This is a genomic window from Snodgrassella sp. ESL0304 (assembly GCF_013344995.1).
Classification (GTDB): domain Bacteria; phylum Pseudomonadota; class Gammaproteobacteria; order Burkholderiales; family Neisseriaceae; genus Snodgrassella; species Snodgrassella alvi.
Genome location: NZ_JAAEDR010000012.1, coordinates 79,167 through 104,237 on the forward strand (window position 1 = coordinate 79,167; position 25,071 = coordinate 104,237).

The 25,071-nt window shown below is 40.5% G+C and carries 21 protein-coding genes; 2 read left to right on the top strand and 19 right to left on the bottom strand.

All coding sequences use genetic code 11. The annotated features are described in order from the left end of the window. Positions 1 to 291: 291 nt before the first annotated feature. Entirely contained in the window at positions 292 to 798 is a 507-nt protein-coding gene (luxS, locus tag GYX91_RS03980) for an S-ribosylhomocysteine lyase (protein WP_084563444.1), read from the bottom strand. Between the two features lie 19 nt (positions 799 to 817). Further along, positions 818 to 4,753: a phosphoribosylformylglycinamidine synthase gene (purL, locus tag GYX91_RS03985; RefSeq protein ID WP_174830006.1), complete on the bottom strand. Its 3,936-nt coding sequence runs from the start codon at positions 4,751 to 4,753 to the stop codon at positions 818 to 820. A 166-nt stretch (positions 4,754 to 4,919) separates the two neighbouring features. Here purL and GYX91_RS03990 point away from each other — a divergent pair, with 166 nt between their 5' ends. Further along, the gene (locus GYX91_RS03990) at positions 4,920 to 5,258 is read left to right on the top strand and encodes a P-II family nitrogen regulator (protein ID WP_174830007.1); all 339 of its coding nucleotides are present in this window, start codon (positions 4,920 to 4,922) and stop codon (positions 5,256 to 5,258) included. Between the two features lie 103 nt (positions 5,259 to 5,361). On the opposite strand, the gene GYX91_RS03995 is transcribed toward GYX91_RS03990, so the two are convergent. From GYX91_RS03995 to dapA, 11 genes are all read right to left on the bottom strand, one after another. Further along, the gene (locus GYX91_RS03995) at positions 5,362 to 5,949 is read right to left on the bottom strand and encodes a biotin transporter BioY (protein ID WP_174830008.1); all 588 of its coding nucleotides are present in this window, start codon (positions 5,947 to 5,949) and stop codon (positions 5,362 to 5,364) included. Between the two features lie 86 nt (positions 5,950 to 6,035). Next, positions 6,036 to 7,373 carry an ATP-dependent protease ATPase subunit HslU gene (gene hslU, locus GYX91_RS04000; RefSeq protein WP_025330442.1) on the bottom strand — a complete coding sequence of 446 codons (1,338 nt, stop codon included), beginning with the start codon at positions 7,371 to 7,373 and terminating at the stop codon, positions 6,036 to 6,038. Between the two features lie 57 nt (positions 7,374 to 7,430). After that, positions 7,431 to 7,964, bottom strand: a complete 534-nt coding sequence (hslV, locus tag GYX91_RS04005) for an ATP-dependent protease subunit HslV (protein ID WP_025330443.1) — start codon at positions 7,962 to 7,964, stop codon at positions 7,431 to 7,433. A gap of 231 nt (positions 7,965 to 8,195) precedes the next feature. Next, positions 8,196 to 8,744, bottom strand: coding sequence for a hypothetical protein (locus GYX91_RS04010; RefSeq protein ID WP_078475288.1), 549 nt, complete (start codon positions 8,742 to 8,744; stop codon positions 8,196 to 8,198). Between the two features lie 257 nt (positions 8,745 to 9,001). Continuing rightward, on the bottom strand, positions 9,002 to 9,820 hold the full coding sequence (locus GYX91_RS04015; RefSeq protein WP_174830009.1) for a symmetrical bis(5'-nucleosyl)-tetraphosphatase: 819 nt from the start codon (positions 9,818 to 9,820) through the stop codon (positions 9,002 to 9,004). 60 nt (positions 9,821 to 9,880) lie between these two features. Further along, a complete protein-coding gene (locus GYX91_RS04020) occupies positions 9,881 to 10,267 on the bottom strand; it encodes a RidA family protein (RefSeq protein ID WP_174830010.1) in 387 nt (128 codons plus the stop codon). A 30-nt stretch (positions 10,268 to 10,297) separates the two neighbouring features. Continuing rightward, the gene (gene hemW, locus GYX91_RS04025; protein WP_174830011.1) at positions 10,298 to 11,497 is read right to left on the bottom strand and encodes a radical SAM family heme chaperone HemW; all 1,200 of its coding nucleotides are present in this window, start codon (positions 11,495 to 11,497) and stop codon (positions 10,298 to 10,300) included. After that, positions 11,490 to 12,101 carry an RdgB/HAM1 family non-canonical purine NTP pyrophosphatase gene (gene rdgB, locus GYX91_RS04030; protein ID WP_174830012.1) on the bottom strand — a complete coding sequence of 204 codons (612 nt, stop codon included), beginning with the start codon at positions 12,099 to 12,101 and terminating at the stop codon, positions 11,490 to 11,492. Before rdgB ends, hemW begins: the two co-directional genes overlap by 8 nt. Then, entirely contained in the window at positions 12,094 to 12,333 is a 240-nt protein-coding gene (locus tag GYX91_RS04035) for an NGO_0222 family membrane protein (RefSeq protein ID WP_025330449.1), read from the bottom strand. The genes rdgB and GYX91_RS04035 overlap by 8 nt, the downstream gene beginning before the upstream one ends. Positions 12,334 to 13,517: 1,184 nt before the next feature. Next, positions 13,518 to 14,666: an outer membrane protein assembly factor BamC gene (gene bamC, locus GYX91_RS04040; protein ID WP_078475284.1), complete on the bottom strand. Its 1,149-nt coding sequence runs from the start codon at positions 14,664 to 14,666 to the stop codon at positions 13,518 to 13,520. A 46-nt stretch (positions 14,667 to 14,712) separates the two neighbouring features. Then, positions 14,713 to 15,588 (bottom strand): 4-hydroxy-tetrahydrodipicolinate synthase, encoded by an 876-nt coding sequence (dapA, locus tag GYX91_RS04045; protein WP_025330452.1) that lies wholly within the window; start codon positions 15,586 to 15,588, stop codon positions 14,713 to 14,715. A 224-nt stretch (positions 15,589 to 15,812) separates the two neighbouring features. On the opposite strand from dapA, the gene GYX91_RS04050 reads away from it, so the two are divergent. Next, entirely contained in the window at positions 15,813 to 17,207 is a 1,395-nt protein-coding gene (locus tag GYX91_RS04050; RefSeq protein WP_174830013.1) for a nucleobase:cation symporter-2 family protein, read from the top strand. Positions 17,208 to 17,457: 250 nt separating this feature from the next. Here GYX91_RS04050 and GYX91_RS04055 read toward each other — a convergent pair whose 3' ends face one another. The 6 genes from GYX91_RS04055 to GYX91_RS04080 all read right to left on the bottom strand — a co-directional run bounded on the left by GYX91_RS04055 (position 17,458) and on the right by GYX91_RS04080 (position 24,941). Next, positions 17,458 to 18,858, bottom strand: coding sequence for a DHA2 family efflux MFS transporter permease subunit (locus GYX91_RS04055; RefSeq protein WP_084584914.1), 1,401 nt, complete (start codon positions 18,856 to 18,858; stop codon positions 17,458 to 17,460). A 778-nt stretch (positions 18,859 to 19,636) separates the two neighbouring features. Beyond that, positions 19,637 to 20,383 carry a phosphate/phosphite/phosphonate ABC transporter substrate-binding protein gene (locus tag GYX91_RS04060; protein ID WP_078475282.1) on the bottom strand — a complete coding sequence of 249 codons (747 nt, stop codon included), beginning with the start codon at positions 20,381 to 20,383 and terminating at the stop codon, positions 19,637 to 19,639. Position 20,384: 1 nt separating this feature from the next. Next, a complete protein-coding gene (locus GYX91_RS04065; protein ID WP_078475340.1) occupies positions 20,385 to 20,882 on the bottom strand; it encodes a PAS domain-containing protein in 498 nt (165 codons plus the stop codon). A gap of 445 nt (positions 20,883 to 21,327) precedes the next feature. Then, positions 21,328 to 21,690, bottom strand: a complete 363-nt coding sequence (locus GYX91_RS04070) for a roadblock/LC7 domain-containing protein (protein ID WP_078475281.1) — start codon at positions 21,688 to 21,690, stop codon at positions 21,328 to 21,330. Between the two features lie 607 nt (positions 21,691 to 22,297). Then, on the bottom strand, positions 22,298 to 24,274 hold the full coding sequence (locus GYX91_RS04075) for a DNA topoisomerase IV subunit B (RefSeq protein ID WP_174830014.1): 1,977 nt from the start codon (positions 24,272 to 24,274) through the stop codon (positions 22,298 to 22,300). A gap of 127 nt (positions 24,275 to 24,401) precedes the next feature. Next, complete coding sequence (locus tag GYX91_RS04080; RefSeq protein ID WP_025330459.1) at positions 24,402 to 24,941, bottom strand: RNA pyrophosphohydrolase; 540 nt, start codon at positions 24,939 to 24,941, stop codon at positions 24,402 to 24,404. Positions 24,942 to 25,071 lie beyond the last annotated feature (130 nt).

Genomic DNA, 25,071 nt, shown 5'->3' on the forward strand with positions numbered 1-25,071 from the left:
TGCTTTAAAAAAAAGACTTGTCAAAACTGACTATATCCGCTTCTTGATAATGGTTGGGTTAAGTGAAGTAATGATTTTTTCTTGATTGACAAGTAGTTTGCTTTGATTTGTCTCAATTTGAATAAAATTGTAAAAAAAATTATTAATTTTTTTGTTTTATTAGTTTTTTTATATCAGGGGATAAGTTTATGCTGTATATATCTACATTTACAGGAAAAAAGAAAAACTGCCTAAAATATAAGCTCAGCACAGCTTCGTTTAATTTCAGGCAGCAATGACAATGATTAGTATCTAGTGTTGCAATAGTGACTCATCTAGTTTTAAATCATTGTTGTAATTGATACTAATTTGATTTTCAAGAACTGTTCGGGCAATGGACTTGGCTTCTTCAAGTGAATGCATGGTATAGCTGCCACACTGATAGCGGTTAAGTTCAGGTATGCGGCTCTGATCAGTTACCGCAAGCACATCCTGCATAGATTCCGCCCAGGCTTTGGCCACAGTTGCTTCATCAGGTGTTCCGATCAGACTCATATAAAAACCGGTGCGGCAGCCCATTGGTGAGATATCAATAATTTCCACTTGATCACTGTTAAGATGGTCGCGCATGAATCCGGCAAACAAATGCTCAAGAGTATGCATACCTTTTTCAGGCAGTATAGTCTGATTCGGTTTGCAGAAGCGTAAATCAAATACAGTAATGTCATCTCCTTTGGGTGTGGTCATATTCTTAGCCACACGTACCGCCGGAGCATGCATACGGGTATGGTCTACAGTAAAACTGTCGAGTAATGGCATGATGATTCCCTCGTAATTATCAGTTTAAAATTTTTCGTGCATTGGCAAATAGCCGGTACCAACCGGACATTTCCGGCCAGTCACGCGGAGCCCAGCTCATTTGCGCTGTCTGGAATACCCGTTCAGGATGCGGCATCATAATGGTGACGCGGCCGTCCGTACTGCTGACACCGGCAATACCGGCCGGAGAGCCATTCGGATTGAGCGGATATATATCCGTTACCTGATTCTGACCATCGATATACTGGAGTGCAATAGAAAGATCTGCCGGTATGGCGTCATTGGTCAGGTGAGCAAAATCTGCACGTCCTTCTCCATGACTCACTACTACCGGTAAACTACTGCCGACCATATCAGCCAGAATTAATGATGAGGAAGCCGGAATAGTGACCATACTCAGGCGAGCTTCAAACTGTTCGGAAATATTGCGCCGAAAGCGTGGCCAGTTATCTGCACCCGGGATGATTTCAGCCAGATTGCTGAGCATCTGACAGCCGTTACACACGCCTAGTGTCAGTGTATCCTGTCTGTCAAAGAATTCTGCAAACTGTTGTCGCAGTTGTTCATTAAATAGGATACTTTTTGCCCATCCTTCTCCGGCGCCCAGTACATCACCATAGCTGAATCCGCCACAGGCAGCCAGCAGTTGAAAATCACTTAATTTAACCCGTCCGCTTAGTAAATCACTCATGTGAACATCGTAAGTTTCGAAATTAGCGCGGGTAAATGCAGCCGCCATTTCTAATTGTCCGTTGACGCCCTGTTCACGAAGAATGGCAACTTTAGGCTGCTGATGCCGATGAATATAAGGTAAAGCAATATCTTCTGCCGGGTTAAAGCTCAGGCTGGCAAATAATTCTGACAGCTGTTCCTGCTCCAGTAAGGCAAATTCACTGTCTGCACAGCAAGGATTATCGCGTAAGCGTTGCATTTGATAGCTGGTTTCACTCCAGCTCTTTTGCAATTCAACCCGATTTTCATTGAGTAAAACAGTATTACCATGCTGAACCATTAACCGGTCAGTTGTATTGATGTGACCAAGCACATGTAAAGTTTCAGCTATGCCGGCAGAGGCAAAAGCATTCTGAATGCTGGCAAGGTCATCATTGCGTATCTGAATAACCGCACCAAGCTCTTCTGTAAACAGACTGCGTACAGCGGCATCTTGCAGCTTCTGATTCTGGCTGTGCTTATTGGTTTGCCGGATGAGAGATGCAATATCAATAGTCACCCCGATATGGGCAGCAAACATCATTTCAGCCAGTGTTACTACCAATCCGCCATCACTGCGGTCATGATAGGCCAGAATTTTATGTTCCTGAATCAATGACTGAATAAGTGTGAAAAATTTAGAAATGATTTCGGGATTGCTGATATCCGGAGCTGAACCGCAAAGATTTTTCCATACCTGCTGCAAAGCACTTCCACCCATTCGGCTGTATCCCTGACCGAGGTCAATGGCCAGCAGGGTAGTATCTGCAATATTCTGTAGCTCGGGTGTCACAGTGTTGAGCACATTCTGAACCGGTGCAAAGGCTGTGATGACAGCGGATAAAGGCGAAACTACCCTTTTTTCTTCACCGGCATCATGCCAGCGTGTTTGCATTGATAATGAATCTTTGCCTACAGGTATACTGATTTGCAGTTTCTGGCACAGTTCGGATACGGCTTTGACAGTCTCATACAGACGGGCATCTTCTCCGGCAAAACCACAGGCAGCCATCCAGTTGGCAGAAAGTTTAATTTTGCCCATTTCTCCGATGTCTGTGGCAGCAATATTGGTTAATGCTTCACCAACTGCCATACGCCCTGAGGCTGCACCGGAAAATAAAGCTACAGGTGATTTTTCACCCATACTCATGGCTTCGCCACGTAAGGTATTAAAGCCCATTTTGGTTACGGCAACGTCTGCAACCGGTGTCTGATATCTTCCAATCATCTGATCGCGATGCGTGAGGCCGCCAACACTGCGGTCGCCAATGGTAATCAGAAATTGTTTGCTGGCTACAGCAGGCAGACCTAATACTCTGTACAGGCTTTCACGAATATCGAGTTTACTTCCGTCAAAATAAGGAATCTCTTCATTAACAGTAGAATCAGTGCGAGTCACTTTAGGTGGTTTGCCCAGTAATACGTCCAGAGGAATATCTACCGGGTTGTTATTGAATAATTCATCATGTAATTGCAGCTGGCCATCATCAGTAGCTGTGCCGACAACAGCAAACGGACAACGTTCACGCTGGCATATGGACTGAAATATTTCCAGATTTTCAGGCTGTACTGCCAAAACATAGCGTTCCTGAGCTTCATTACACCAAATCTGCAACGGATTAAGGCCATGTTCTTCAAGTGGTATGCGGCGTAACTGAAAGATTGCCCCGCGGCCGGCATCGTTGACCAGCTCCGGAAAAGCGTTAGATAAACCACCTGCACCAACATCATGAATGGATATAATCGGATTTTCTGAGCCAAGTTGCCAGCAGCGGTCAATAACTTCCTGTGCACGCCGCTCAATTTCAGGATTACCACGCTGTACTGAGTCGAAATCCAGATCAGCATGATTTGCTCCGGTACTCATGCTGGAGGCTGCTCCGCCACCCAAACCGATCAGTAAGCCCGGTCCGCCCAACTGAATAAGTAATGCACCTGCGGGAATATTGTCTTTGAAAACCTGCTGTGCCTGTATATTACCCAGCCCGCCTGCAATCATAATAGGTTTATGAAAGCCGCGCATAGTACCGCTGAATAATTCTTCAAAGGTACGGAAATAGCCGAGCAAATTAGGACGACCAAATTCGTTATTAAAGGCCGCGCTACCGATCGGGCCATCCAGCATGATATCCAGCGCACTGCTAATATGTGCTGGCTTACCGTACTGATTACGTGTAGTTGTATATTGTTCCCATGGCTGAGTAAATTCGGGAATACATAGATTAGAAACACTGAAACCGCTTAAACCTGCTTTAGGACGTGCGCCTTTTCCTGTAGCGCCTTCATCACGGATTTCCCCGCCGGAACCGGTAGCAGCGCCGGCAAATGGTGCGATAGCGGTAGGGTGGTTATGGGTTTCCACCTTCATCAGAATATGTGTTTCTTCAGTGCTGAATTGATATTTCTGTTGTTGATTTGCCTGTGGGTAAAAGCGTTCTATACTGGCCCCGGCAATGATTGATGAATTGTCTTTGTAAGCGACCAGTGTACCTTCAGGGTGCGCCTGATGCGTAGCCCGAATCATGCCAAACAGAGATTCAGGTTTGGCTTCATCATCAACAATAAATTTGGCATTAAATATTTTGTGTCGACAATGTTCTGAGTTTGCCTGAGCAAACATCATCAGTTCTACATCGGTAGGATTACGTTGCAGTTGCTGATAATTTTCAACCAGATAATCTATTTCATCTGCAGATAATGCCAGCCCCATTTGCTGGTTAGCTGCTTGTAGAGCTGTTTTGCCATTTGCCAGTATGTCAATACTGGTAAAACTTTTTGCCGCAGTTGTGTGAAACAGTTGTGTAGCGTCCGCTACAGCAGTTAGTACACTTTCTGTCATGCGGTCGTGTAGTATGGTTTGCCAGCTATCCTGTTCCTGCTGACTAAGCTCACGCGAAAATGAATACAGGATGCCGCGCTCAATGCGCTCAATTACGTTTAGTCCGCAATTGTGTGCAATATCGGTTGCTTTGGATGCCCATGGTGAAATAGTGCCCAGACGGGGTGTAACCAATAATTGCGTGCCTGTCAGAGTATTGCTGTTCTGATGGGTAGCACGTAAAAGTTGAAGCAGTTTTTGCTGTTGACCAGAATCAAGTTCGGTGGCTGAAGCCACGAAATAGCGATATTCACTGTTGATCTGAATATTACAATCCAGTTGTAATCTGGCTGCCTGCTGTAACAATTTTTCGATACGAAACGGGGAAAGTGCGGCCTCGCCGCACAGTGACAGAACAACTGACATGATGAGAGTAGCTCACTTTAGTAGTGGGTTTTGGCTGAAACGCAATTTTACGCGAAAAATAAGTGCTTTGCTTAAATTTATGTTATTAAATCATGGTAGTTTGAGTTTCAGATAAGGATATGGTAGTTTTTAGCACTGTGGATACAGTAAAAAGGAACATGGCGGCATGAAAAAAATTGAAGCAATTGTTAAACCGTTTAAGCTGGATGATGTGCGTGAAGCTTTGTCTGATGTAGGTTTCAGCGGAATGACTGTATCTGAGGTCAAAGGTTTTGGTCGGCAGAAAGGACATACAGAAATTTATCGCGGCGCTGAATATGCAGTAGATTTTTTACCCAAGGTAAAAATTGAACTGGTATTACCTGATGACAGAGTTGAACAGGCGATTGAGGTAATTATTGCCGCTGCTCATTCCGGCAAAATCGGAGATGGTAAAATTTTTGTATTGCCGGTAGAAAGCGTTATTCGTATTCGGACCGGAGAGCGGGACGATACGGCAATTTAAAAAATAGTCAGAATAAATAGAAAACCGTCTGAGAATAGCAGTGATAACATGATCCAAGTGTGTTGCTACATTGCTTTCGTACGGTTTTCTTATCTTGAAGATATTAGCTTGGCTTTTTACCAAATTGCCACAGAGTGAACATAATAGCCGTCGCAATAAAAAATTTAAGTAAATCAAAACCGGCAAATGGCAGATAGCCTAATTGCAATGCATGATGAATACTGGTATGCAAATAAAAAGCCAGATAAAAAACACCAAAGACAAATATAATCTGATGAGCAAGTGCAAAGGCGCATAATCCGCTGAAAAAATGTCGGTCATAGCCTCTTTCAGCAGCCCAGCCGGCGATATACGCACTGAATATGAAACCGTACAGATAACCGGCAGAGGCTGATACCAATACATTTATTCCGCCATACCCACCCGCAAAAAAAGGCAGACCGCAGGCACCAAGCAGCAAATATTCAAGTATGGCTAATACAGCGAGCTTTCGTCCTAAAAATGCACCGAGTAGTAAAACTGCCAGCGATTGCAGCGATAAAGGGACAGGGTGCAGAGGAATGCTTATATTGGCTGATATAGCCATTAATAATGCTGCTAATGTAGTAGCAAGTAATTGGTGCGACCACTGGGTTAACCTATAGTGCTGCAAAAGATAAGGCTGATAGGTTCGCGATGAAATTGAGGTCATAGATTGGTTATATTTAATTGAATATCGGGGAGAAAAAAGAGGTTCGCAATTAATAAAATAGCGGCCGAAGCCGCTTGAATATAGTATTACAATACGTAACGAGCCAGATCCTCACGTTCAGCTATATCCTGTAAACGTGCATCAACGTAAGCTGCATCAATGGTTATATCGCCGGCTGGCGCATCAAAGGAAACTTCTTCAAGTAATTTTTCCATAACCGTATGCAATCGGCGTGCACCAATATTTTCGGTTTTTTCATTAACTTGAAAAGCGATTTCAGCAATACGGGCAATGCCGTCATCAGTAAATTGCAGATTGACATCATCAGTAGCCAGTAAAGCAGAGTACTGTTCAGTCAAATTAGCGTGGGTCGTTGTCAGAATGGCTTTAAAGTCATCTACACTCAGATTATCCAGCTCAACACGAATCGGAAAGCGCCCCTGTAATTCAGGGATTAGATCACTAGGTCGATTAAGATGAAATGCGCCAGATGCAATAAATAAAACATGATCAGTTTTAATCATGCCATACTTGGTTTGTACCGTTGTCCCTTCAACCAGCGGCAGTAAATCACGCTGCACACCCTGACGTGAAACATCTCCGCCATGGCGACTGCTGTCAGTAGCAATTTTATCGATTTCATCCAAAAATACGATGCCATTTTGTTCAACTGACTTAATTGCCTGTTCACGTAATTCTTCTTCGCTTACCAGTTTAGCTGCTTCTTCATCCAGCAGTAATTTCATGGCAGCGCTTACTTTCATTTTCTGAGCTTTGGTTTTACCCTGTCCCATGCTGCTGAACATATCTTGCAACTGATTCGTGAAGTCTTCCATTCCCGGAGGACCCATAACAGACATGGTCGGAGAAGGATTAGCGGCAACCTCAATCTCGATTTCCTTATCGTCAAGCTCGCCTTTACGCAGCATCTGACGGAATTTCTGCCGGGTGTGATTTTCCGGTTGAGCTTCCTGTGGCTCACCGGCAAAACCGACGCTGCGCGGTGGAGGCAGGAGAGCATCCAGAATACGGTTTTCTGCGGCATCCTGAGCACGGTCGCGGTTTTTAGCGATTGTCTGGTTGCGAATGTTTTTTAGTGCAATTTCAATCAAATCGCGAATAATACTGTCAACATCACGGCCTACATAGCCTACTTCAGTAAATTTGGTGGCTTCTACTTTAATAAAAGGTGCGTTGGCCAGACGGGCAAGTCTGCGGGCTATTTCAGTTTTACCTACACCAGTAGGCCCGATCATCAGAATATTTTTCGGAACGATTTCGCTTTGTAAAGGTTCGGCAACGCGACTGCGGCGATACCGGTTTCTCAGCGCTACTGCTACTGCACGTTTGGCCTGAGTTTGCCCGATAATATGATTATCTAATTCATGAACGATTTCGCTCGGGGTCATTACAGATGTACTCATCTTGTTCCAATCTTGAGATATGACCGTTTTAAAATACAAATTAAACGGCCAATAAATTTACAAGGTTTCAATAGTATGGCTCTGATTTGTGTAAATGCAGATGTCACCGGCAATCTCGAGGGATTTTTTAACTACCTCAGCCGGTTCAAGCTCGGTATTTTCCATTAATGCACGTGCTGCCGACTGGGCAAAAGCACCACCGGAACCAATAGCTGCAATGCTTTGTTCCGGTTCGAGCACATCACCATTTCCGGTAATTACCAGTGTGTTTTTTTTATCTGCCACAATTAACATTGCTTCCAGACGGCGTAATGCGCGATCGGTACGCCATTCTTTAGCCAGCTCAATTGCAGCCAGCATCAGTTTACCCTGATGTTTTTGCAATTTACTTTCAAATAGTTCTATCAGGGTAAATGCATCGGCGGTACCACCGGCAAACCCGGCCAGCACCTGATTGTTATACAGTTTGCGCACTTTGCGTGCAGTCCCTTTAATAATGGTATTACCCAGTGTCACTTGACCATCTCCACCGATGGCGACGTTTTCACCGCGGCGAACGGAAATAATGGTTGTACCGTCGAATTGTTGCATGTCTCGTGATCCTTTGCTGACCAGCAGCCGGATAGCTGCCGGAGAAAATAACTGCATTTAAATAAGGGCAGTTATTACTGCTTTCAAGTTAAACCATGATTTATTCTGATTTATTAGAATTTGTCTGTTACTCCGACTGGCTAGTGCAGATACGAAGTAGAAGAGTTTTTTATTCATATATAAAATAAAAACGGCAACCTGAAAGGTTGCCGTTTTTCAAAATACAATCAATTATTTTTTGCGTTTGTATACTTTTTTGGTAGTAACAGTTTTGGTGGTTTTAACAGTTTTAGTTTTAGCCGGAGCTACTGCCACTGTACCATTATCTATTACGCAGTTCTGGGTAACGATTTGCGGAACAATTTTTTCCTGACCGTTAATCACCTGTTTGCTTGGCTGTAACAGACCCAGAGCACCAACTTTATCTACAGTATCGCTGTTGGCAATAGCAGTTTTCCAGGTAATGCCTTCGGGAGAAACGAAAGTATTGTAGTTAACATCACGTGCATCACGCATCATTACAGGAGAAAGTCTGCCCTGATAATTTACCTGAGCTGCCACGACGTTCTGACCTTGCAATCCGTACATTACAGTCAAACGGTTTTTGGCTGCTCCAGTACCGCATAAATAAGCTACTTCTTTACGTGCATCAATCTGTACGTTCGCTGTAGTTGCAGCAGGTACGACTACTTGTGCAGAAGGTGCTTTATGATGATGTTTTGATGCACAGCCGGTAACAGCCAGCATCAACAATACAGCCGGGACAAGAACTTTTTTCATGACAACTCCTTATAAGCATTTATGAATAAATCTTCTGATAACATAAACCATCATACTTGGCTTAGGTAAAGATGCAATAGCTGTATCTTAGTCTTTTTTAGCTAATGTAGGGTAGTATTAAATAATACAGTTTAAACGTTATCGTTACTATGTTAATAGTACATGAATAAAAAATTCTTCACAACAACATGTTTCAAGTGAAATATTTGCTTTCAAGGTCAACTGTTAGTATGTGAAAGTCATTATTTTAACTGTATTTAATTTTCAATATTTAACTTTATTTCACTTGGTATCTGTACCACGCTTCTGTCATTCAGATTAAAAGCTGTCAGGCTACCCCCCCATAAAGCACCGGTATCCACACACACAACATTATCGGCCTGATATAAACCTAATGCCGACCAATGACCGAATAGAATGGTTTTATCGATATTTTGGCGGTGTGGCGCCTTAAACCATGGAATATGATGCGCTGGTATATTAATGAGCGTCCCTTTATAATCAAAATCCATTGCTCCGTCATCAGTCAGTGCACGCATCCGGGTAAAGCTGTTAGTGATAAAACGCAATCTCTCATCGCCACTGAGATTATTGTTCCAGCGAACAGGTTTATTTCCATACATTCGGGAAAAAAATTGTTCCGGTGTATTTTGCAATACGGTTTCCACTTCCTGAGCCAGTAGCTGTGCCTGATCGCATGTCCATTCAGGCCAGATCCCTGCATGTACCATGACATAATTGTCCTGCTGGCGATATAAAGGCTGTCGGAGTAACCAGTCAATTAATTGTTTTCTGTCGGGCGCATTCAGAATGTCACTGATTGTATCTGCACGTTTGAGTTTGCCATAACCATAATGCAGTGCAAGTAAATGTAAGTCATGATTTCCCAGAATAGTCTGCATACAGCCATCATGCTGTTTTACCAGACGCAATGTGGCAAGTGATTGCGGGCCCCGGTTTACCAGATCTCCGGTAAGCCATAAGGTATCAGTACCGGGATTAAAATTCAGTTTGTCCAGCAGTTTTTTAAACTCTGTCAGACATCCCTGTAAGTCACCAATCACATACTGTGCCATGTTCATCTCCCGAGAAATCGGGATAAACCTAATCAAACTGGTTTGTCCCGATTTGTCTGTTTACTTGTCCAGTACCAGAATGGCTTCAGCTTCAACCAGAGCACCTTTAGGTAAAGCAGAAACTTCAACAGCAGCACGAGCTGGATAAGGAGTTGTAAAGTACTGCGCCATAATCTCATTAAACGTAGCAAAATTACTCAAATCAGTCAGATAGGCATTTACTTTTACCAAATCATTCAGACTGCCTCCGGCTGCTTCTGCAACTGCCCGGAGATTTTTAAACACCTGATGTGCCTGTTCAGCAAAACCGCCATCAACGATTTGCATTGTTTCAGCTACTAACGGAATCTGACCGGAAAGATATACTGTATTGCCAGCACGCACTGCTTGTGAATAAGCACCGATAGCGGCCGGTGCTTTCTTAGTATGAATAATATTTTTTCCCATGTTTTTACTCCTTGGTATGAAAAGGGGTTATCAGTCTTTCAAAAATAAAGCCAGTAAATCGTTCAGAAAAGTACGTCCGAGTGCAGTCGGACGTAAGTTTAACGGATCTGCGTTCATTAAACCTCGCTCTACGGCCTGAGTAATCGCACATTGAATGGAGGTAACAGGCAAGCCGGTACGCTCGCTAAACCATGTAGTAGGAACTCCGTCAGTTAATCTCAGAGCATTCAGCATAAATTCAAAAGGCAAATCCTGTGCAGAAATTTGCCGGCGGACAATAGCACACTGAGGTTGCTGCTGCATCGCTTGCAGATAATCTTTCGGATGCCTGCACCGAGTAGTGCGCTCAATTGCCTGAGCACTGGATATCTTACCATGAGCGCCAGCTCCGATACCGATATAATCACCAAATTGCCAGTAGTTCAGATTATGCCGGCATTGTTGCTGAGGGTGGGCGAAGGCAGACGTTTCATAATGATGAAAACCTGCCTGTGACAGTGATGTATATACCGCTTCTTCTATATCAGCAATATGGTCATCATCTGGTAGCTTCGGAGGAGGCGAATGGGCAAAAGGTGTATTGGGTTCCAGTGTAAGCTGATAAGCACTAATGTGCCTTACTCCCGTTGCAATTGCTGTATTAATATCTTCCTTTGCCTGTTCGACAGTTTGTTCTGGTAAGGCATACATCAAATCAATATTGAGTTTAGGAAACAGGATTAAGCCTGATTCAATGGCATTTAGTGCTTCATTGCGGTTATGAATTCTTCCCAGTGCAGCCAGTTTGTCATTGGCAAAACTTTGTACTCCGATGGAAAGCCGGTTTATACCAGCTGCTGCATAATCTGCAAAACGATCGCGTTCAAATGTGCCCGGATTGGCTTCAAGGGTAATTTCTGCTGTAGGTAACAGATTAACCCGTGCACGAATGCCGCTTAAGAGTTTTTCAACTGCAGATGCGGAAAACAGGCTGGGGGTCCCTCCGCCGATAAAAATTGTGTGAACAGACCTACCCCAGAAATAAGGCAGTTCAGTTTCCAGATCAGTTAATAAGGCATCAATATACTTCTGCTCATCCAGTTCTTGTTTAAGCTGATGCGAATTGAAGTCGCAATACGGACATTTGCGAACACACCATGGAATATGAATATACAGAGATAGTGGTGGTAAACTGGTCAAAGCTGGCGTAACAGAATGCGGTATTTGCAGAGAAACGGGAAACTCAGACATGAGTATTCAGACCATACTGCTCACGCAGTTTATCCATTAAAATATTTAATGCCTGAGCACGATGACTTATCCGGTTTTTTTCTTCCTGACTCATTTGTGCTGCAGTCAGTTTCTGGTCTGGAACATAAAAATGCGGATCGTATCCAAAACCATTGCTTCCTGCAGCAGAGGATTGCCACAGCCCAGACCAATTGGCTTCAGCAATTAATGGCTGTGGATCATCAGGATGACGCACTAAAACCAGTACGCATACATAAAACACACTTTTGTCATCACAATTGCGTAATTCATCATCCAGCTTGGCATTGTTGGCTGTATCTGATTTTGGTTCTGTACCTACATAACGTGCTGAATGGACGCCAGGTTTGCCATGCAGTGCATTGGCACAAATACCAGAATCATCGGCTAATGCCGGTAAGCCACTATAACGGCTGGCATGACGTGCTTTAGCAAGTGCATTTTCAACAAATGTGACATAAGGTTCAGGGCACTCAGGAATATTAAATTCAGACTGCGGAACAACTTCGATATTTAAAGAATTAAACAGGCGGCTGAATTCAGCCAGCTTGCCCTGATTATTACTGGCAAGAACAATTTTATTCATGGTTTACATCATTTGAGGATAACACTTGATTAATTTGCCGGTATGCACGTTCACGCAAAGTAAATGCCAGCGCAGCAAATTGCCCCAGTACACTAATGAAAGCGAGTAAACAGCAGATTATCGCAATAGTGTGCTGTTGATGTACCCAATAATAACAGCCCAGCACAACCCAGCCAATAAACATAAATGTACATGAAGCCAGAATGAGTAATAAAAGTTTGAGTTTCGTCATTCGTAAATGCTTTAAAAAGATATAAATTGGCTGGACAGATTGGTTAATTAAGAAAGATACAGCTATTTACGATTATTACTTACAGCCGGAATAAAATAAATCAGTTTATAAATCAATTTTAAGTAAAAAAATATGAGTTATTTATAAAATACAGATTGATATTAATTATAGTGATTTCATAAACTGAAAAATTTTATTTTTTTCCCAATGAAGTAAAATCTGTAGTTGTTTCAGATTTCTGCTGATTCTCTTGTTTCATTTTGGTTAATTTAAAGGTCAAAGGCATTTCTCCGATAGCCATAATTGCACCTAGGATAAAAAATGTTTTACTATAAATTGTCAGTTGCTGATCTTTATTATAGAGAAAAAATCCGATACCGAGAAAGATTACAAACATAAGGCTTGTGCAGATATGCATTATAATTAATTTTTTCATTAGTCTGACATTATAAAAGGTTAAAGAAGAAATTCCAGCCAATTATATACAGAAAATCTGTTAAATGAAAACTATTGTAAATATTTAAATAATAAATATTTACAACTTATAGTTAAAAATATGCATATAAAATAAATTAATATTATTGAAAATGGATATTGAATTAATTTAAGTTTCGATTAATTTTAATTATTTTAATGGTAAATGGCGTTAGTATTATTAAGCCGAAAGCAGCAATAACAAAGCAGGTGATACTGTACCATAATGGAAAGCGTATATCCGCAAAGAATATTGTACCGATAACTAAAGCTCCAATTACGGTCATTGAAAGAACACAATAACTAACAATTAATTTTTTCATATTTGACACTTCAGAATTTTTTATTTTCTATCTTTAGAATCTGTTTATCTGTCTAATAGACAAGAAAACCGGTTGTATAATAAACAGATTGAACAGTAAAAAAGATTGTATAAAAATAATTTTATTTTTAAAAGATATAAATATTAAATCGTTAGTATGTAATTTAAAAAAGTATTTGATAAGTAATTTAATCGAATCCTGAAAACAGCATAAAACAAAAATCCCGTGTCAGTTAAGTTAATCTTAAAGTAATTAATTAGCTCTGATTAGAAATCAAACAATCCATTTAATCCAAATTGATTCTAATTATTTAATTAGGCGACCTGAAATAAAAGTCTGGGTAGTTGTTTGGTTTAAAAAAGCCTGCATAAGCAGGCTTTTTTAAAGTTAGCGTAATTGCTGATCCAGTTGCTGAAGCCATTTTGTGGCATCTTTTCCGGTATATATTGTACCATCTTCATTGGCCAGAGTGACACGTGTTCCGCCATCCTTGAGAGGTATTGCCAGTACCATCAGACGAGGTTGCTGTTTTGGCTGTTGCTGTTGTTCAGCTTTTTTGCTACGTCCGAACATACGTCCGAATAATCCTGGTTTTTTATTAGAAACAGAAGAGGCTTCTGCAGCAGCTACTTCAACCAGATAAGCATATTGACTCTGGTTTTCGCCAATTACATTTAGACCAACACGATCCAGAGCCAGTGCAACACGTCTCCAGTTACGTTCCTGAGGTCCAAGCAGGTAAATACTATTGCCATCAATTTTGGCTAGATTGTATTCATTCGGGTTTTGTTTTTGGGCAGCTATCTGTTGCTGTACCTGTTTGGCGTCTGCACCAAGATATTGCATAAAGCGCGCAAGAAATGCTGCTTCCAGCTCAGGCTCATTTGGTCTTGGCTGCCATGCAGTGCTGTCACCATCTTTGCTGGTATAGACTTCTTTCATACCTTTCTGGCTGAAGAATACATCTGTACCGCCTTTGCTATTACGTTCCAGACGGATAGTAAACATATCCCGCTCGCCGCTGGAGTAAACACCACCCAGACCTACTTTTTCGAATATACCGCGAATCACATCAGATGGCAGTTTGGCACGGTTTTCCGCCCAGTTGGTTTGCATCAGACCAATGGATGGTTCTTCACGCTCGATGGTAAAGCCCTGTTCCTGCCAGAATGCTCTGAGCAGCGGCCATAATTCAGCAGCTTGCTTGTTATCGATAGTCAGCCAGCGAATACTGCCATCACGTTGTAAATGAATATTCGGTACCTGAGTCAGTACCTGTGCATTCGCATTATTCTGAGTTTTGCCTGCTTTCTTGTTCATGTCACTGGCACGTACAGCCCCATTAATCAGTGTACTGCCAGGTGCACTAAAGCGGTTCCCCTGATTCGGATCAGTCAAATCAGGAGGTACATCCAGCTGAACAATTTTTTTATTGTCAGACTGATAATCCAGTTTAGGCAGGTTATCTTTTTTGCTGGCACAGGCGGCAAGACTGGCTGCCAGCAGGGTTAGTGCAACGGTTTTACTTATATTCATATCGGCCACTTTCAGTGTGCTTTACAATGGCAATTTAGGCTTGTGTTTAAATTAATTCGGCTTCCTGCATGGCGGCCAGCACGACAGCCTGTCCGGCAGGAGTTAATTCAGTAATAGGCAGTCGGCAAACCGGATTGATTTTACCCAGTTTAGACAGTGCCCATTTCGTTGGTGCAGGGCTTGGTTCACAGAAAAGATCACCATGCAGACGCTGTAATTTATCATTTAAAGCGCGTGCACCGGTAATATCTCCGCGCAAAGCTGCATGACACATATCTGCAAACAATTTCGGAGCAACGTTAGCAGTAACGCTGATCACACCATGACCACCGCACAGTAAAAATGCCAGGGCAGTAGGATCATCACCGGAATAAACTGCAAAATTTTCAGGTACGTGCTTAAACAGATAACATGCACGGCCAATGTTGCCAGTGGCTTCTTTAATACCAACAATATTGTCAATTTCTGCCAGACGTAAGGCTGTGTCCGGTTGCATATCGGCAACAGTGCGACCCGGGACATTATACAAAATCATGGGGATACTGGTTGCTTCGGCAATAGTTTTAAAGTGGCGGTAGATACCTTCCTGATTCGGTTTATTGTAGTAGGGTACTACAGACAAAGTCATATCTGCACCAGCCTGCTGAGCCTCCTGAGCCAGATAAATTGCTTCATGAGTATTGTTGGCACCAGTACCGGCAATTACTTTCACACGTCCGGCTACATGTTCTACAGCAGTTTTGATGACATTCAAATGCTCATCCACGCTGAGTGTGGCTGATTCACCGGTTGTTCCCACGGCGACAATGGCATCGGTTCCGGACTCGATATGCCAGTCAATAAGCTGTTTGTATTGTTCATAATCAATACTGCCATCTTCATGCATAGGCGTTACGATGGCAACCAGGCTGCCTGTCAACATAATTCTACCCTTTACAGGTGAGCTAAAAATGTGATGATTGTAGCGTATTTTTTGCTTACATGGAAAACTGCCGGTATTCGAACCACTTTTGATAAAAGTAGTTTGCTTGTGTTAAAGATTCTATTCCTCAATAGTTTGCTCTGGATTAAACAGTGCCGTATCGCTTAAAATACGCTGCTTTATATACATTTCACACATGCATAAAGCAAATAAGGAAGGATGACATGGCCGATAATTCCTCTGTTCGTAAGCAGAATGAACACTCTGATCTGGTCTATGGTCTGGAGGAAAAACCTCCTGTTTTAAATGGTTTGCTCAGTGCATTAACCCATTTACTCGCTCTTTTTGTTCCTATGGTGGCGCCGGCTCTTGTGGTGGGCGGTGCGCTGAAACTGCCGGCTGACATGACTGCTTATCTGGTCTCAATGTCTATGGTAGCTTCAGGTGTAGGTACTTATATTCAGGTACACCGCTTTGGTGTTATTGGTTCGGGGCTGTTATCAATTCAATCAGTTAATTTTTCATTTGTCACTGTCATGATTGCGCTGGGGCTGGGCATGAAAGAAAGCGGGATGAATGAAAATACTATGATTTCAACTTTACTGGGCGTCTCATTCGTGGGCGCCTTTTTAGTAATCGGGGCATCATGGCTGTTACCTTTTCTGAAAAAAATCATCACACCTACTGTAAGCGGAGTTGTGGTATTGATGATAGGCCTGAGTCTTATTCATGTCGGTATTACTGACTTTGGCGGTGGTCTTACTGCAAAAGCAAATCATACTTTTGGTTCATGGTCTAATCTGGCTCTGTCCACATTTGTACTGTTTACTGTATTGTTATTTAACTGTTTTAAAAATGCATGGTGGCGTATGGCCGGCATTGCGGTAGGTTTGATATCAGGTTATGTAATTGCTATTTTTATGGGAATTGTAGATTTTTCCAATCTGCACGATTTACCCTTAATTACAATACCGATTCCATTTAAATACGGCTTTGCTTTTGACTGGCATGCTTTTATGGTGGCCGGTACCATTTATCTTTTAAGTGTATTTGAAGCAGTAGGTGATTTAACTGCTACCGCCATGATTTCTAATCAGCCGGTAGATGGTCCGTCGTACACAAACCGTTTACGCGGCGGAGTAATGGCTGATGGTCTGGTATCCGTAATTGCTACAGCACTGGGTTCATTGCCGTTAACCACTTTTGCTCAGAATAATGGCGTAATTCAGATGACGGGAGTTGCTTCCCGGCATGTCGGTAAATATATTGCTGCTATTCTGATTATACTTGGCTTATTTCCATGGGTTGGTGCTATTTTTACCACTATACCCAGTCCGTTTTTAGGTGGCGCAATGGTGTTTATGTTCGTTTTGATTGTCACCGCCGGTATCAGAATTATTATTACTGCTGGTATCCGACGCCGTGAAGCAGTTATCTGTGCTACATCACTGGGGCTTGGTCTGGGTGTGGCTTTTGAACCGGAAGTGTTTGCTCAGTTACCAATATTGTTTCAAAATCCGATTTGTATGGGCGGAATTGTAGCGATTATTCTAAATATAGTGTTGCCACATGATAAAAGTGAACCGGCTGTTTATTTAAGTGACGACATTCCACATTAATTAATATCTGAAAAAAGGCTGCCGAAAATATTGGCAGCTTTTTTATAAATTTAAAATAATGATTTTAAATAGTAAGTTCTACTTTAATTAATGAATACTATAAGTTATAGGGAAAAGTTTAATTATCTGTAATTCTGGGTGGTATTAGTATTGTATTAAAAATTACTTTTAATTTTGTATTATTCTTTGATTTAATAACAATATCCGGCAGGTAAGGAGTTTGTTTTGTCAGAATTCAGAAAATTGTTATCTATGCTTTTTCCTTTGAAAGCAGATTAGCACCGTCAGTTGAATGCAGACGGGCAAATATCCAGCTTGAAAGCAGAGTAAACACGCCGAGAATAATAAAAGTAATGCGAAACGCGGTAGTAATATTGTGATTGATAAAGCTGGCACGACTGAAAGATTGTAAAAGTAATGCGCCAATTGCTATACCGAAACTTAATGCCAGTTGCTGGTTAACAGCCATCAGACTGGTGCCGCTGCTAACCTGATTAGGGCGTAAATCAGCCAGTGTAATGGTATTCATACCAGTAAACTGCAAAGAGTTACAAGCGCCCAAAATACACAGATGTAATAATATCAACCATTGCGGTGTACTAGCACTGATTAAAGCGAGTGACATAATCAGTATACCGATAATACGTGTGTTCCAGGCAAGTGTATTACGATAACCAAAATGATTCATTAAAGGCTTCAGAAAGGGTTTGGCAAATATAGCCGCCAAAGCAAGAGGCATCAGCAGCCAGCCTGAATTTACCGCATCATAGTTAAAAGCAACCTGAAATAATAAAGGCAATAATAAAGGCAGGGCGCTCATGCCAAGGCGGCTTACTAAATTACCTGCCAGTCCCAGACGAAATGTACGCACCAGAATTAAATGCGGAGGATACAAAGCACAGTTGTTCTGGCGTGCATGAGCAAGATAGGCAAATAAAGCGCCAATACCAGCAATAGCCATCATACAACCAAATAAAATATTATTAGCATGTGACATGGTTTCAAAAGTAAGCGTCATGCAAAAAGCAGATGCCGAAAACAGAAAGAAACCTAATCCATCAAAGTAATTTGCCGGACGGTTAAAATTGGGCATGATATACCAGGTAACCAGTAATCCTAATAACCCTATCGGTACATTAAGCAAAAATATCCAGTGCCAGCTGGTATATACCACAAGATAGCCACCAATAATTGGCCCCAGTACCGGTCCGATCAGTGCCGGCATGATGGCATAGTTCATAACAGTTATGAGTTTAGAGCGGTCGTAGGCCTGCATCATGGTTAAACGGGCTACCGGTGTTAGCATTGCGCCACCTAAACCCTGAATGATTCTGGCCAGTACCAGCAAAGCCAGATTATTACTTGCAGCACACAGTACAGATCCAATAATAAATATGACCATAGAACCCATAAAGAGTTTACGAGTTCCTAATTTATCCGACAGAAAACCAGACAGAGGCATCATTATTGCTAGCGTTAGCGCATAAGCAATAATTGCTGATTGCATATTAAGTGGTGACTGCCCAAGATCGGCAGCCATTGAGGGCAGAGCAGTATTCAGGATAGTAGCATCCAGCTGCTGCATAAAAATGGCTATAGCCAACAAAATGGGCAAAAAGCGTGAAGGTTTACTGTCGTTAATAGAAGCCATAATTGTTGTTTATCAATAATGGATTCATTTATTATAACAGAATCATGTAATGCATTATTTTGTTAATATAAAAGCATAAATTTATGAAAGTATATTTTTTATATTCATAATTTTAAGATAATAAATGTATATAAGAAGTGTTTATGCTTTAAGATTGATATATGTTTTATTATGGTAGATTAATAACGCGAAGCAGGCATGCATTACCAAATTCTGATAAGTAATTTTTTTATAAAATATAGGTTTGTTGAGTTTGTTTATAATGTTAGGATAATTGTATAGATAGATATTATTTTATTTTTTCTGAATCATATTTAAGCTTATATAAAAGTTTGGTGAAAAATGCCAGTATATGGATAATTTAAAATATATCTGTTTTTTACATTTATTAAACTTGTTTACCAGAAGACACATTGCTTCACTAAATTGGAAAAAGCTAACAAACATACAAAGTAATCATTATAAATTTAGCGTAAAAAAATATTTAGATGTTTTAAATAACATTCATTGTGTACATATGTCATTATGAATATTAGATAAATTTATTATTGCAGATGCTGGTAAGTACAAGCTTGCTTTTAGTATCCGGCTTATAAAAAAATTTTTCAAATAAGGTGGATAATTATAAAATGAGAAAGTATTGAATAAATCTCAAAAAAATTGATATATGTTTCACATAAATAATATCTACTCTGTTTATATAAAACAAAAAGGTTAGATATAAAATAAACCGTGTTAGCTTAATAAAGCTAACACGGCCTAGAATGCAGTAATAGACTTACATACGTAATGTGTCTACAACATCAATCATGAATTCCATATCTTCTTCAGATAACTCGGTAAAGCCTTCTGGAAAACTTAATGCTTTAACAATAGTAGCGCCATCAGAATCGTCTGCCATTTTGCATAATATCTCTCTCAACGGTTCTGCTTTATCAGCTATATCTTTATGATATAACATGACATGAGATACTTCATTAATCCGGCTTTTCAGTAATACTTTTAACTGATCTTTGGTAACAGAGTTAAAGCTGTCATATACTTCAGCTTGAATAATGCCAATTTTTGCTTGTTGGCGGATAACACTGGAAGCTACCATAAGGAAGTTATCTTTACGATTGATAACCAGCTCATCATCGCTCAGATTAGCTGGTTCAAGCAAACGCAAACCAATAAAGTTGGCATCTTCATTATTGGAAAGAGCCAGTTCAACAGTACCTTTGAGCTCTTCAATAGCATTAATTTCCGAATCAGCCGCAGTAACAATTACAATCTCATCTGGTTGATTTTTAGGTTTAACCAGTGGTAAATAACCTTGTTCACGTACATAATTACCGGCAGCAAACGGATTAACAAAAAGCATAGAGACTTTTTCTTTATCTTGCTGTGCTTTTACTTCATCAAATGAAGGAGGCATAATCAGAGAAATATTCTGATTGCTTTTCTTTTGCAGGTAATTATTTAGCAAATACCATGTGCTGAACTGATCAGGCAAATAATCGGGTACAACCATTAAACTCAGCATATTATTTTCCTTCCTGTTCAGTTTTCAGCATTTCTATATACTTGGCACTCATTTCGTTAACACGTTCACGGCTTGGTTTGCGACGAATTGAGCTATAGCCAATCACTTTGCCTTGACGTAAGTTCGGAATTACAGTGGCGTATACCCAGTAATGGCCGCCATCTTTTCGTAAGTTTTTAACATAACCGTACCAGCGTTCGCCTCTTTGCAAGGTTTCCCACATATCGGCAAATGGAGCTTTTGGCATGTCAGGATGACGTAAAAGGCAGTGTGGAGCACCAATAATTTCATCACGTGCCCAGCCACTGATATCAACAAAGACGTCATTGGCATGCGTGATAATACCGTTAAGATCTGTACGTGATACAATTAAAGCACCATCAGGATAAGGAAATTCCTGATGAGTTACATATACTGTTGATTCTCCGTCTTGCTGATAATGCTTAATTTTATACTCTGAAAATTCACCTTCAGGCTTTGGCTGAATCCAACGACTCATATCCATATTTATCTGTCCTTCAATTTTGGTTTAATCTGATAAAGAATGAGTGTGCTTAATAGAAATGCATTTCAGATTTTTTATTTTTCTTACAGTAGTTTATTCTTTCTACTTTAATAAATTTACTGCTAATATAAATTTCTGGAAATGCATACAATCGGGATTTTAAATATTACCCAATACATATATGCGATGCGTTTCAATATAGTTATAAAACATTTAAACGCCCTTTCATGCAATAAATTTAGTTTTAGCTTTAGTTTTCTTTAGGTTTGACTAACAGCAATTTAGTCAGAATTCAGAAAATATCCGAATACAAGAGTACTGCCTGATTTTAAAGCTTATTTTTACAGTATTATAAACTGCAATAAAACGTGTTAATTTCAAATTTGCATGAGCGGGTATTTAAATAGCATTGCATATTTCAGATCAAGCAAATTGATTATTAACTAAAATGGTCAGCTAATTCTTTCAATGCCCGTTTAGCTTCAAACAGAATCAGACCTAATTTGGCTTCATGAGTGGTAGTAATGGTTAACAGAATAGCTTCAGAGGCCTGAAACAGCAGCATGTAGCCTTTATCAGTATGAATAATGGTATTGTCCAGAGTACCTTTTAATACCTCTTTTGCAGAACGATTACCCAGAGACAGTAATGCTGCAGCCATTGCACCAATACGGTCTTCATCCATGCCACTCTGCAAAGCTGAAGCAATTGGCAAACCATCAGTTGAGATAACTGCTGAAGATGTAATGTCGGGTGTACTGTTCAGGGTTTTCAATACGCCGTCGATAAAATCATATTTCATGGAAATTCCTCTTAAATTGACTGTAACTTTGTCAATTATAAAGATGGGTGAATGTTTTTGCAAAAAAATGTTATTAAATTTTATTAATTATCTTTATTTAAGCTTTCTATTTTATTTACATTTCTTTATTTTTTAGTTTATCTATAATTATTCAGAACCAATGAAAGCTATTGTTACAGTTTATTGAATTCTATTGAAATGTAAATGAAATTATAGCATTTTAGATAGTAGATTGCGTAATATAATCCTGTCAACTTAGCTAAAGTTTGATATTTATCAAATGTTATCTCATTTTTTATATTTTATATGCTATTGAGGCTGCGAATATATGTTTAATTCTATGCTTAACTAATGGTAAATGAATTGTTTTAAATATTAAAATCTTATTTTTTTAGTGCATATTAATATATAAATTAATAGTGTGTTGTAAGTTTGCTTATATATTTTACAAATTTAAATTAATGTTATTTATTAAAAAGACAATTAAGTGAAATTAGTGCCCTTATAGTTTGATAATGTTAATTATGTTTATTTTGTTGTTTAATATATAAATTAATTTAAACAGGTTGTTCTCAATATGCTAAACAACCTGTTTGTTAGGTTAATTTCAAATATCGGCTTCTACTTTATCTCCTTCAGCTTCCATCCATACTCTTCTGGAAGCTGCTTCACCTTTTCCCATTAATTTGATAAAAATATTTCGGGTTTCACTGTTTTCTTCATCGGGAATATGTACTTGCAACAGACGGCGTGTATCCGGATTCATGGTAGTATCCTTGAGCTGATCAGGATTCATTTCGCCTAAACCTTTAAAGCGATTTATGTGATAAGTACTTTTTTCTAGTTGCAGTCTGTCTTTAATGCTTTCCAGTTCTGCCTCATCCTGAGCATAAATCTTGCGTGCAGGTTTGCTTTTACCCTGTGCATTTACATCTATACGAAAAAGTGGTGGTTGGGCTACATAAATGTGTCCGGTCTCTATCAGTCGCGGGAAATGGGTATAAAACAAGGTGAGTAATAGAACCTGTATATGAGCACCATCAACATCAGCATCTGATAAGATGGCTATTTTTCCATAGCGTAAGCCAGATAAATCAGGATTATCGTTTCTACCGTGGGGGTCTACTCCGATGGCAACAGAAATATCATGTATTTCTGCATTACCAAACAATTGGTCGCGATGAATTTCAAAACTGTTTAAAACTTTACCGCGCAATGGAAGAATTGCCTGAGTATTTTTATCCCGGGCCAGTTTAGCTGAGCCGCCGGCTGAATCACCTTCTACCAGAAACAATTCATTTTCTCGGATGTCTTCACTTTCGCAGTCAGTAAGTTTGCCTGGTAAAACAGCTACGCCAGAACCTTTTTTCTTTTCAATTTTTTTAGTTGAACGCATTCGCGCCTGAGCCTGACTAATAGCCAGTTCAGCTATTTTTTTACCTGTATCGATATTCTGGTTTAACCAGAGTTCTAATGGATCACTACATACTGCAGCTACCAGTTTGAGTGCATCACGACTGGTTAATTTGTCTTTTGTCTGCCCTTGAAACTGAGGATCGAGCAACCGTGCAGAGAGAACAAAGGCAACGCGTGAAAAAACATCATCTGACTGTAGTTTTACGCCGCGTGGAAGTAAATTATGATGATTGATAAAGTTGTTTACAGCGTGAAAAACTGCCTGTTTCAGCCCGGCTTCATGAGTGCCGCCTAACGCGGTAGGGATCAGATTAACGTAGCTTTCACTTGGTGTATGTCCGTCTTCCAGCCATGTCAGAGCGAAAGCTGCACCTTCACCCTGATTAAAGTCAGTTCCATGATTTGAGTTTAAATAATTTTCACTGGAGAAAATGGGTGTGGCAGTCTGGCTGTCTGAAAGTAAGTCAAGTAAATAGCTTTTCAGGCCATTCGGATAATGCCAGTTTTGTGTCTGAGCTTCATCCGTAGCATTCTGGTAGCGGGTAAGGGTAACATTCACGCCGGGTAATAAAACAGCTTTAGCACGTAAATTGCGTTCCAGTTCCGGCAGATTGTATTGCGGATTATCGAAGTAATTTCCGTCAGGCCAGATACGAACTTCGGTACCACTGTCTTTAACGGCGCATTTACCGGTTACAGACAAAGGTTTAATGACGTCACCACCAGCAAAGGCAATATGGTAAATATTTCCGGCTCTTTTAACAGTAACTTCAAGCCGGGAAGACAGTGCATTGGTCACGGAAACGCCTACACCATGTAAGCCACCTGAAAAAGCATAAGCACCGTCGCCGCTTTTTTTATTGAATTTACCACCAGCATGTAATTGGGTGAAAACCAGTTCAATTACGGGTACTTTTTCGGTTGGGTGTAATCCGGTGGGAATACCGCGACCATTGTCTCTGACGGTAACGGATCCATCGGGATTCAGAGTAACATCGATATTTTGTGCATAGCCGCCCAGAGCTTCGTCTGCGGCATTATCAATTACTTCCTGAATGATATGAGTAGGGCTATCCGTTCTGGTATACATACCAGGGCGTTCTTTAACCGGTGCCAGACCCTTCAGAACGGTGACACTGGATTCATCATAAGTTGTGGATTTGCTCATAATTTATTTTTAGATAAGTATTAATCGCAATATAAAACAAATTACCGTAAAAAATTTATTTTTTCGGTAATTTGTTTCAGATTCAGAATTTTGGCGGAATCTTCAATACAGAACTATTCACAGGCAATCATTCTGCCAGTGAGTATTTATCATCATGATTTTGTCGAGTTTGAACAAATTCAGTCCAGCTGGGCAGTTCGTGTAAAAAGCGTGAAAGCTCATGTAATGCATTCAGATAGACATTTCTTTTGAATTCAATAACTTCATCAACCGGAGCCCAGTATTGGTGCCAGCGCCATGCATCAAATTCAGGATGATGGGTTGCTCGCAGATGAACATCACTTTCCCGTCCGGTTAGGCGCAGCAAATACCAGATCTGTTTTTGGCCTTTATAAGAACCCCGCCATTCGCGTTTGATCCAATGTGTAGGTACATCATAACGTAACCAGTCCCGGGTGCGTCCGATTATTTTGACATGATGCGGCAGCAGGCCGACTTCTTCCATGAGCTCACGATACATGGCGGCTTCCGGGCTTTCACCCGGCTTAATACCGCCTTGCGGAAACTGCCAAGAGTGTTCATGTACACGCTTGCCCCAAAAAACCTCGTTATGGTCGTTAGTAATGATTATCCCGACATTGGGGCGATAACCTTCTCTGTCTAACATGGTAGTTCGCCCAATAAATAAATTGAATTTTCGCACAAATCAGGCAGTGAGACTAGTAAGGATTAAATGTGAAATATCAAATTAAATTAAGTAAATTTTTATATTATATTGGCATATGGAAATTTTCAGT

Excerpts from the sequence above, each read along its gene's own strand:
- luxS (WP_084563444.1), bottom strand. The coding sequence starts at position 798 with ATGCCATTACTCGACAGTTTTACTGTAGACCATACCCGTATGCATGCT.
- purL (WP_174830006.1), bottom strand. The coding sequence starts at position 4,753 with ATGTCAGTTGTTCTGTCACTGTGCGGCGAGGCCGCACTTTCCCCGTTT.
- GYX91_RS03990 (WP_174830007.1), top strand. The coding sequence starts at position 4,920 with ATGAAAAAAATTGAAGCAATTGTTAAACCGTTTAAGCTGGATGATGTG.
- GYX91_RS03995 (WP_174830008.1), bottom strand. The coding sequence starts at position 5,949 with ATGACCTCAATTTCATCGCGAACCTATCAGCCTTATCTTTTGCAGCAC.
- hslU (WP_025330442.1), bottom strand. The coding sequence starts at position 7,373 with ATGAGTACATCTGTAATGACCCCGAGCGAAATCGTTCATGAATTAGAT.
- hslV (WP_025330443.1), bottom strand. The coding sequence starts at position 7,964 with ATGCAACAATTCGACGGTACAACCATTATTTCCGTTCGCCGCGGTGAA.
- GYX91_RS04010 (WP_078475288.1), bottom strand. The coding sequence starts at position 8,744 with ATGAAAAAAGTTCTTGTCCCGGCTGTATTGTTGATGCTGGCTGTTACC.
- GYX91_RS04015 (WP_174830009.1), bottom strand. The coding sequence starts at position 9,820 with ATGGCACAGTATGTGATTGGTGACTTACAGGGATGTCTGACAGAGTTT.
- GYX91_RS04020 (WP_174830010.1), bottom strand. The coding sequence starts at position 10,267 with ATGGGAAAAAATATTATTCATACTAAGAAAGCACCGGCCGCTATCGGT.
- hemW (WP_174830011.1), bottom strand. The coding sequence starts at position 11,497 with ATGTCTGAGTTTCCCGTTTCTCTGCAAATACCGCATTCTGTTACGCCA.
- rdgB (WP_174830012.1), bottom strand. The coding sequence starts at position 12,101 with ATGAATAAAATTGTTCTTGCCAGTAATAATCAGGGCAAGCTGGCTGAA.
- GYX91_RS04035 (WP_025330449.1), bottom strand. The coding sequence starts at position 12,333 with ATGACGAAACTCAAACTTTTATTACTCATTCTGGCTTCATGTACATTT.
- bamC (WP_078475284.1), bottom strand. The coding sequence starts at position 14,666 with ATGAATATAAGTAAAACCGTTGCACTAACCCTGCTGGCAGCCAGTCTT.
- dapA (WP_025330452.1), bottom strand. The coding sequence starts at position 15,588 with ATGTTGACAGGCAGCCTGGTTGCCATCGTAACGCCTATGCATGAAGAT.
- GYX91_RS04050 (WP_174830013.1), top strand. The coding sequence starts at position 15,813 with ATGGCCGATAATTCCTCTGTTCGTAAGCAGAATGAACACTCTGATCTG.
- GYX91_RS04055 (WP_084584914.1), bottom strand. The coding sequence starts at position 18,858 with ATGGCTTCTATTAACGACAGTAAACCTTCACGCTTTTTGCCCATTTTG.
- GYX91_RS04060 (WP_078475282.1), bottom strand. The coding sequence starts at position 20,383 with ATGCTGAGTTTAATGGTTGTACCCGATTATTTGCCTGATCAGTTCAGC.
- GYX91_RS04065 (WP_078475340.1), bottom strand. The coding sequence starts at position 20,882 with ATGAGTCGTTGGATTCAGCCAAAGCCTGAAGGTGAATTTTCAGAGTAT.
- GYX91_RS04070 (WP_078475281.1), bottom strand. The coding sequence starts at position 21,690 with ATGAAATATGATTTTATCGACGGCGTATTGAAAACCCTGAACAGTACA.
- GYX91_RS04075 (WP_174830014.1), bottom strand. The coding sequence starts at position 24,274 with ATGAGCAAATCCACAACTTATGATGAATCCAGTGTCACCGTTCTGAAG.
- GYX91_RS04080 (WP_025330459.1), bottom strand. The coding sequence starts at position 24,941 with ATGTTAGACAGAGAAGGTTATCGCCCCAATGTCGGGATAATCATTACT.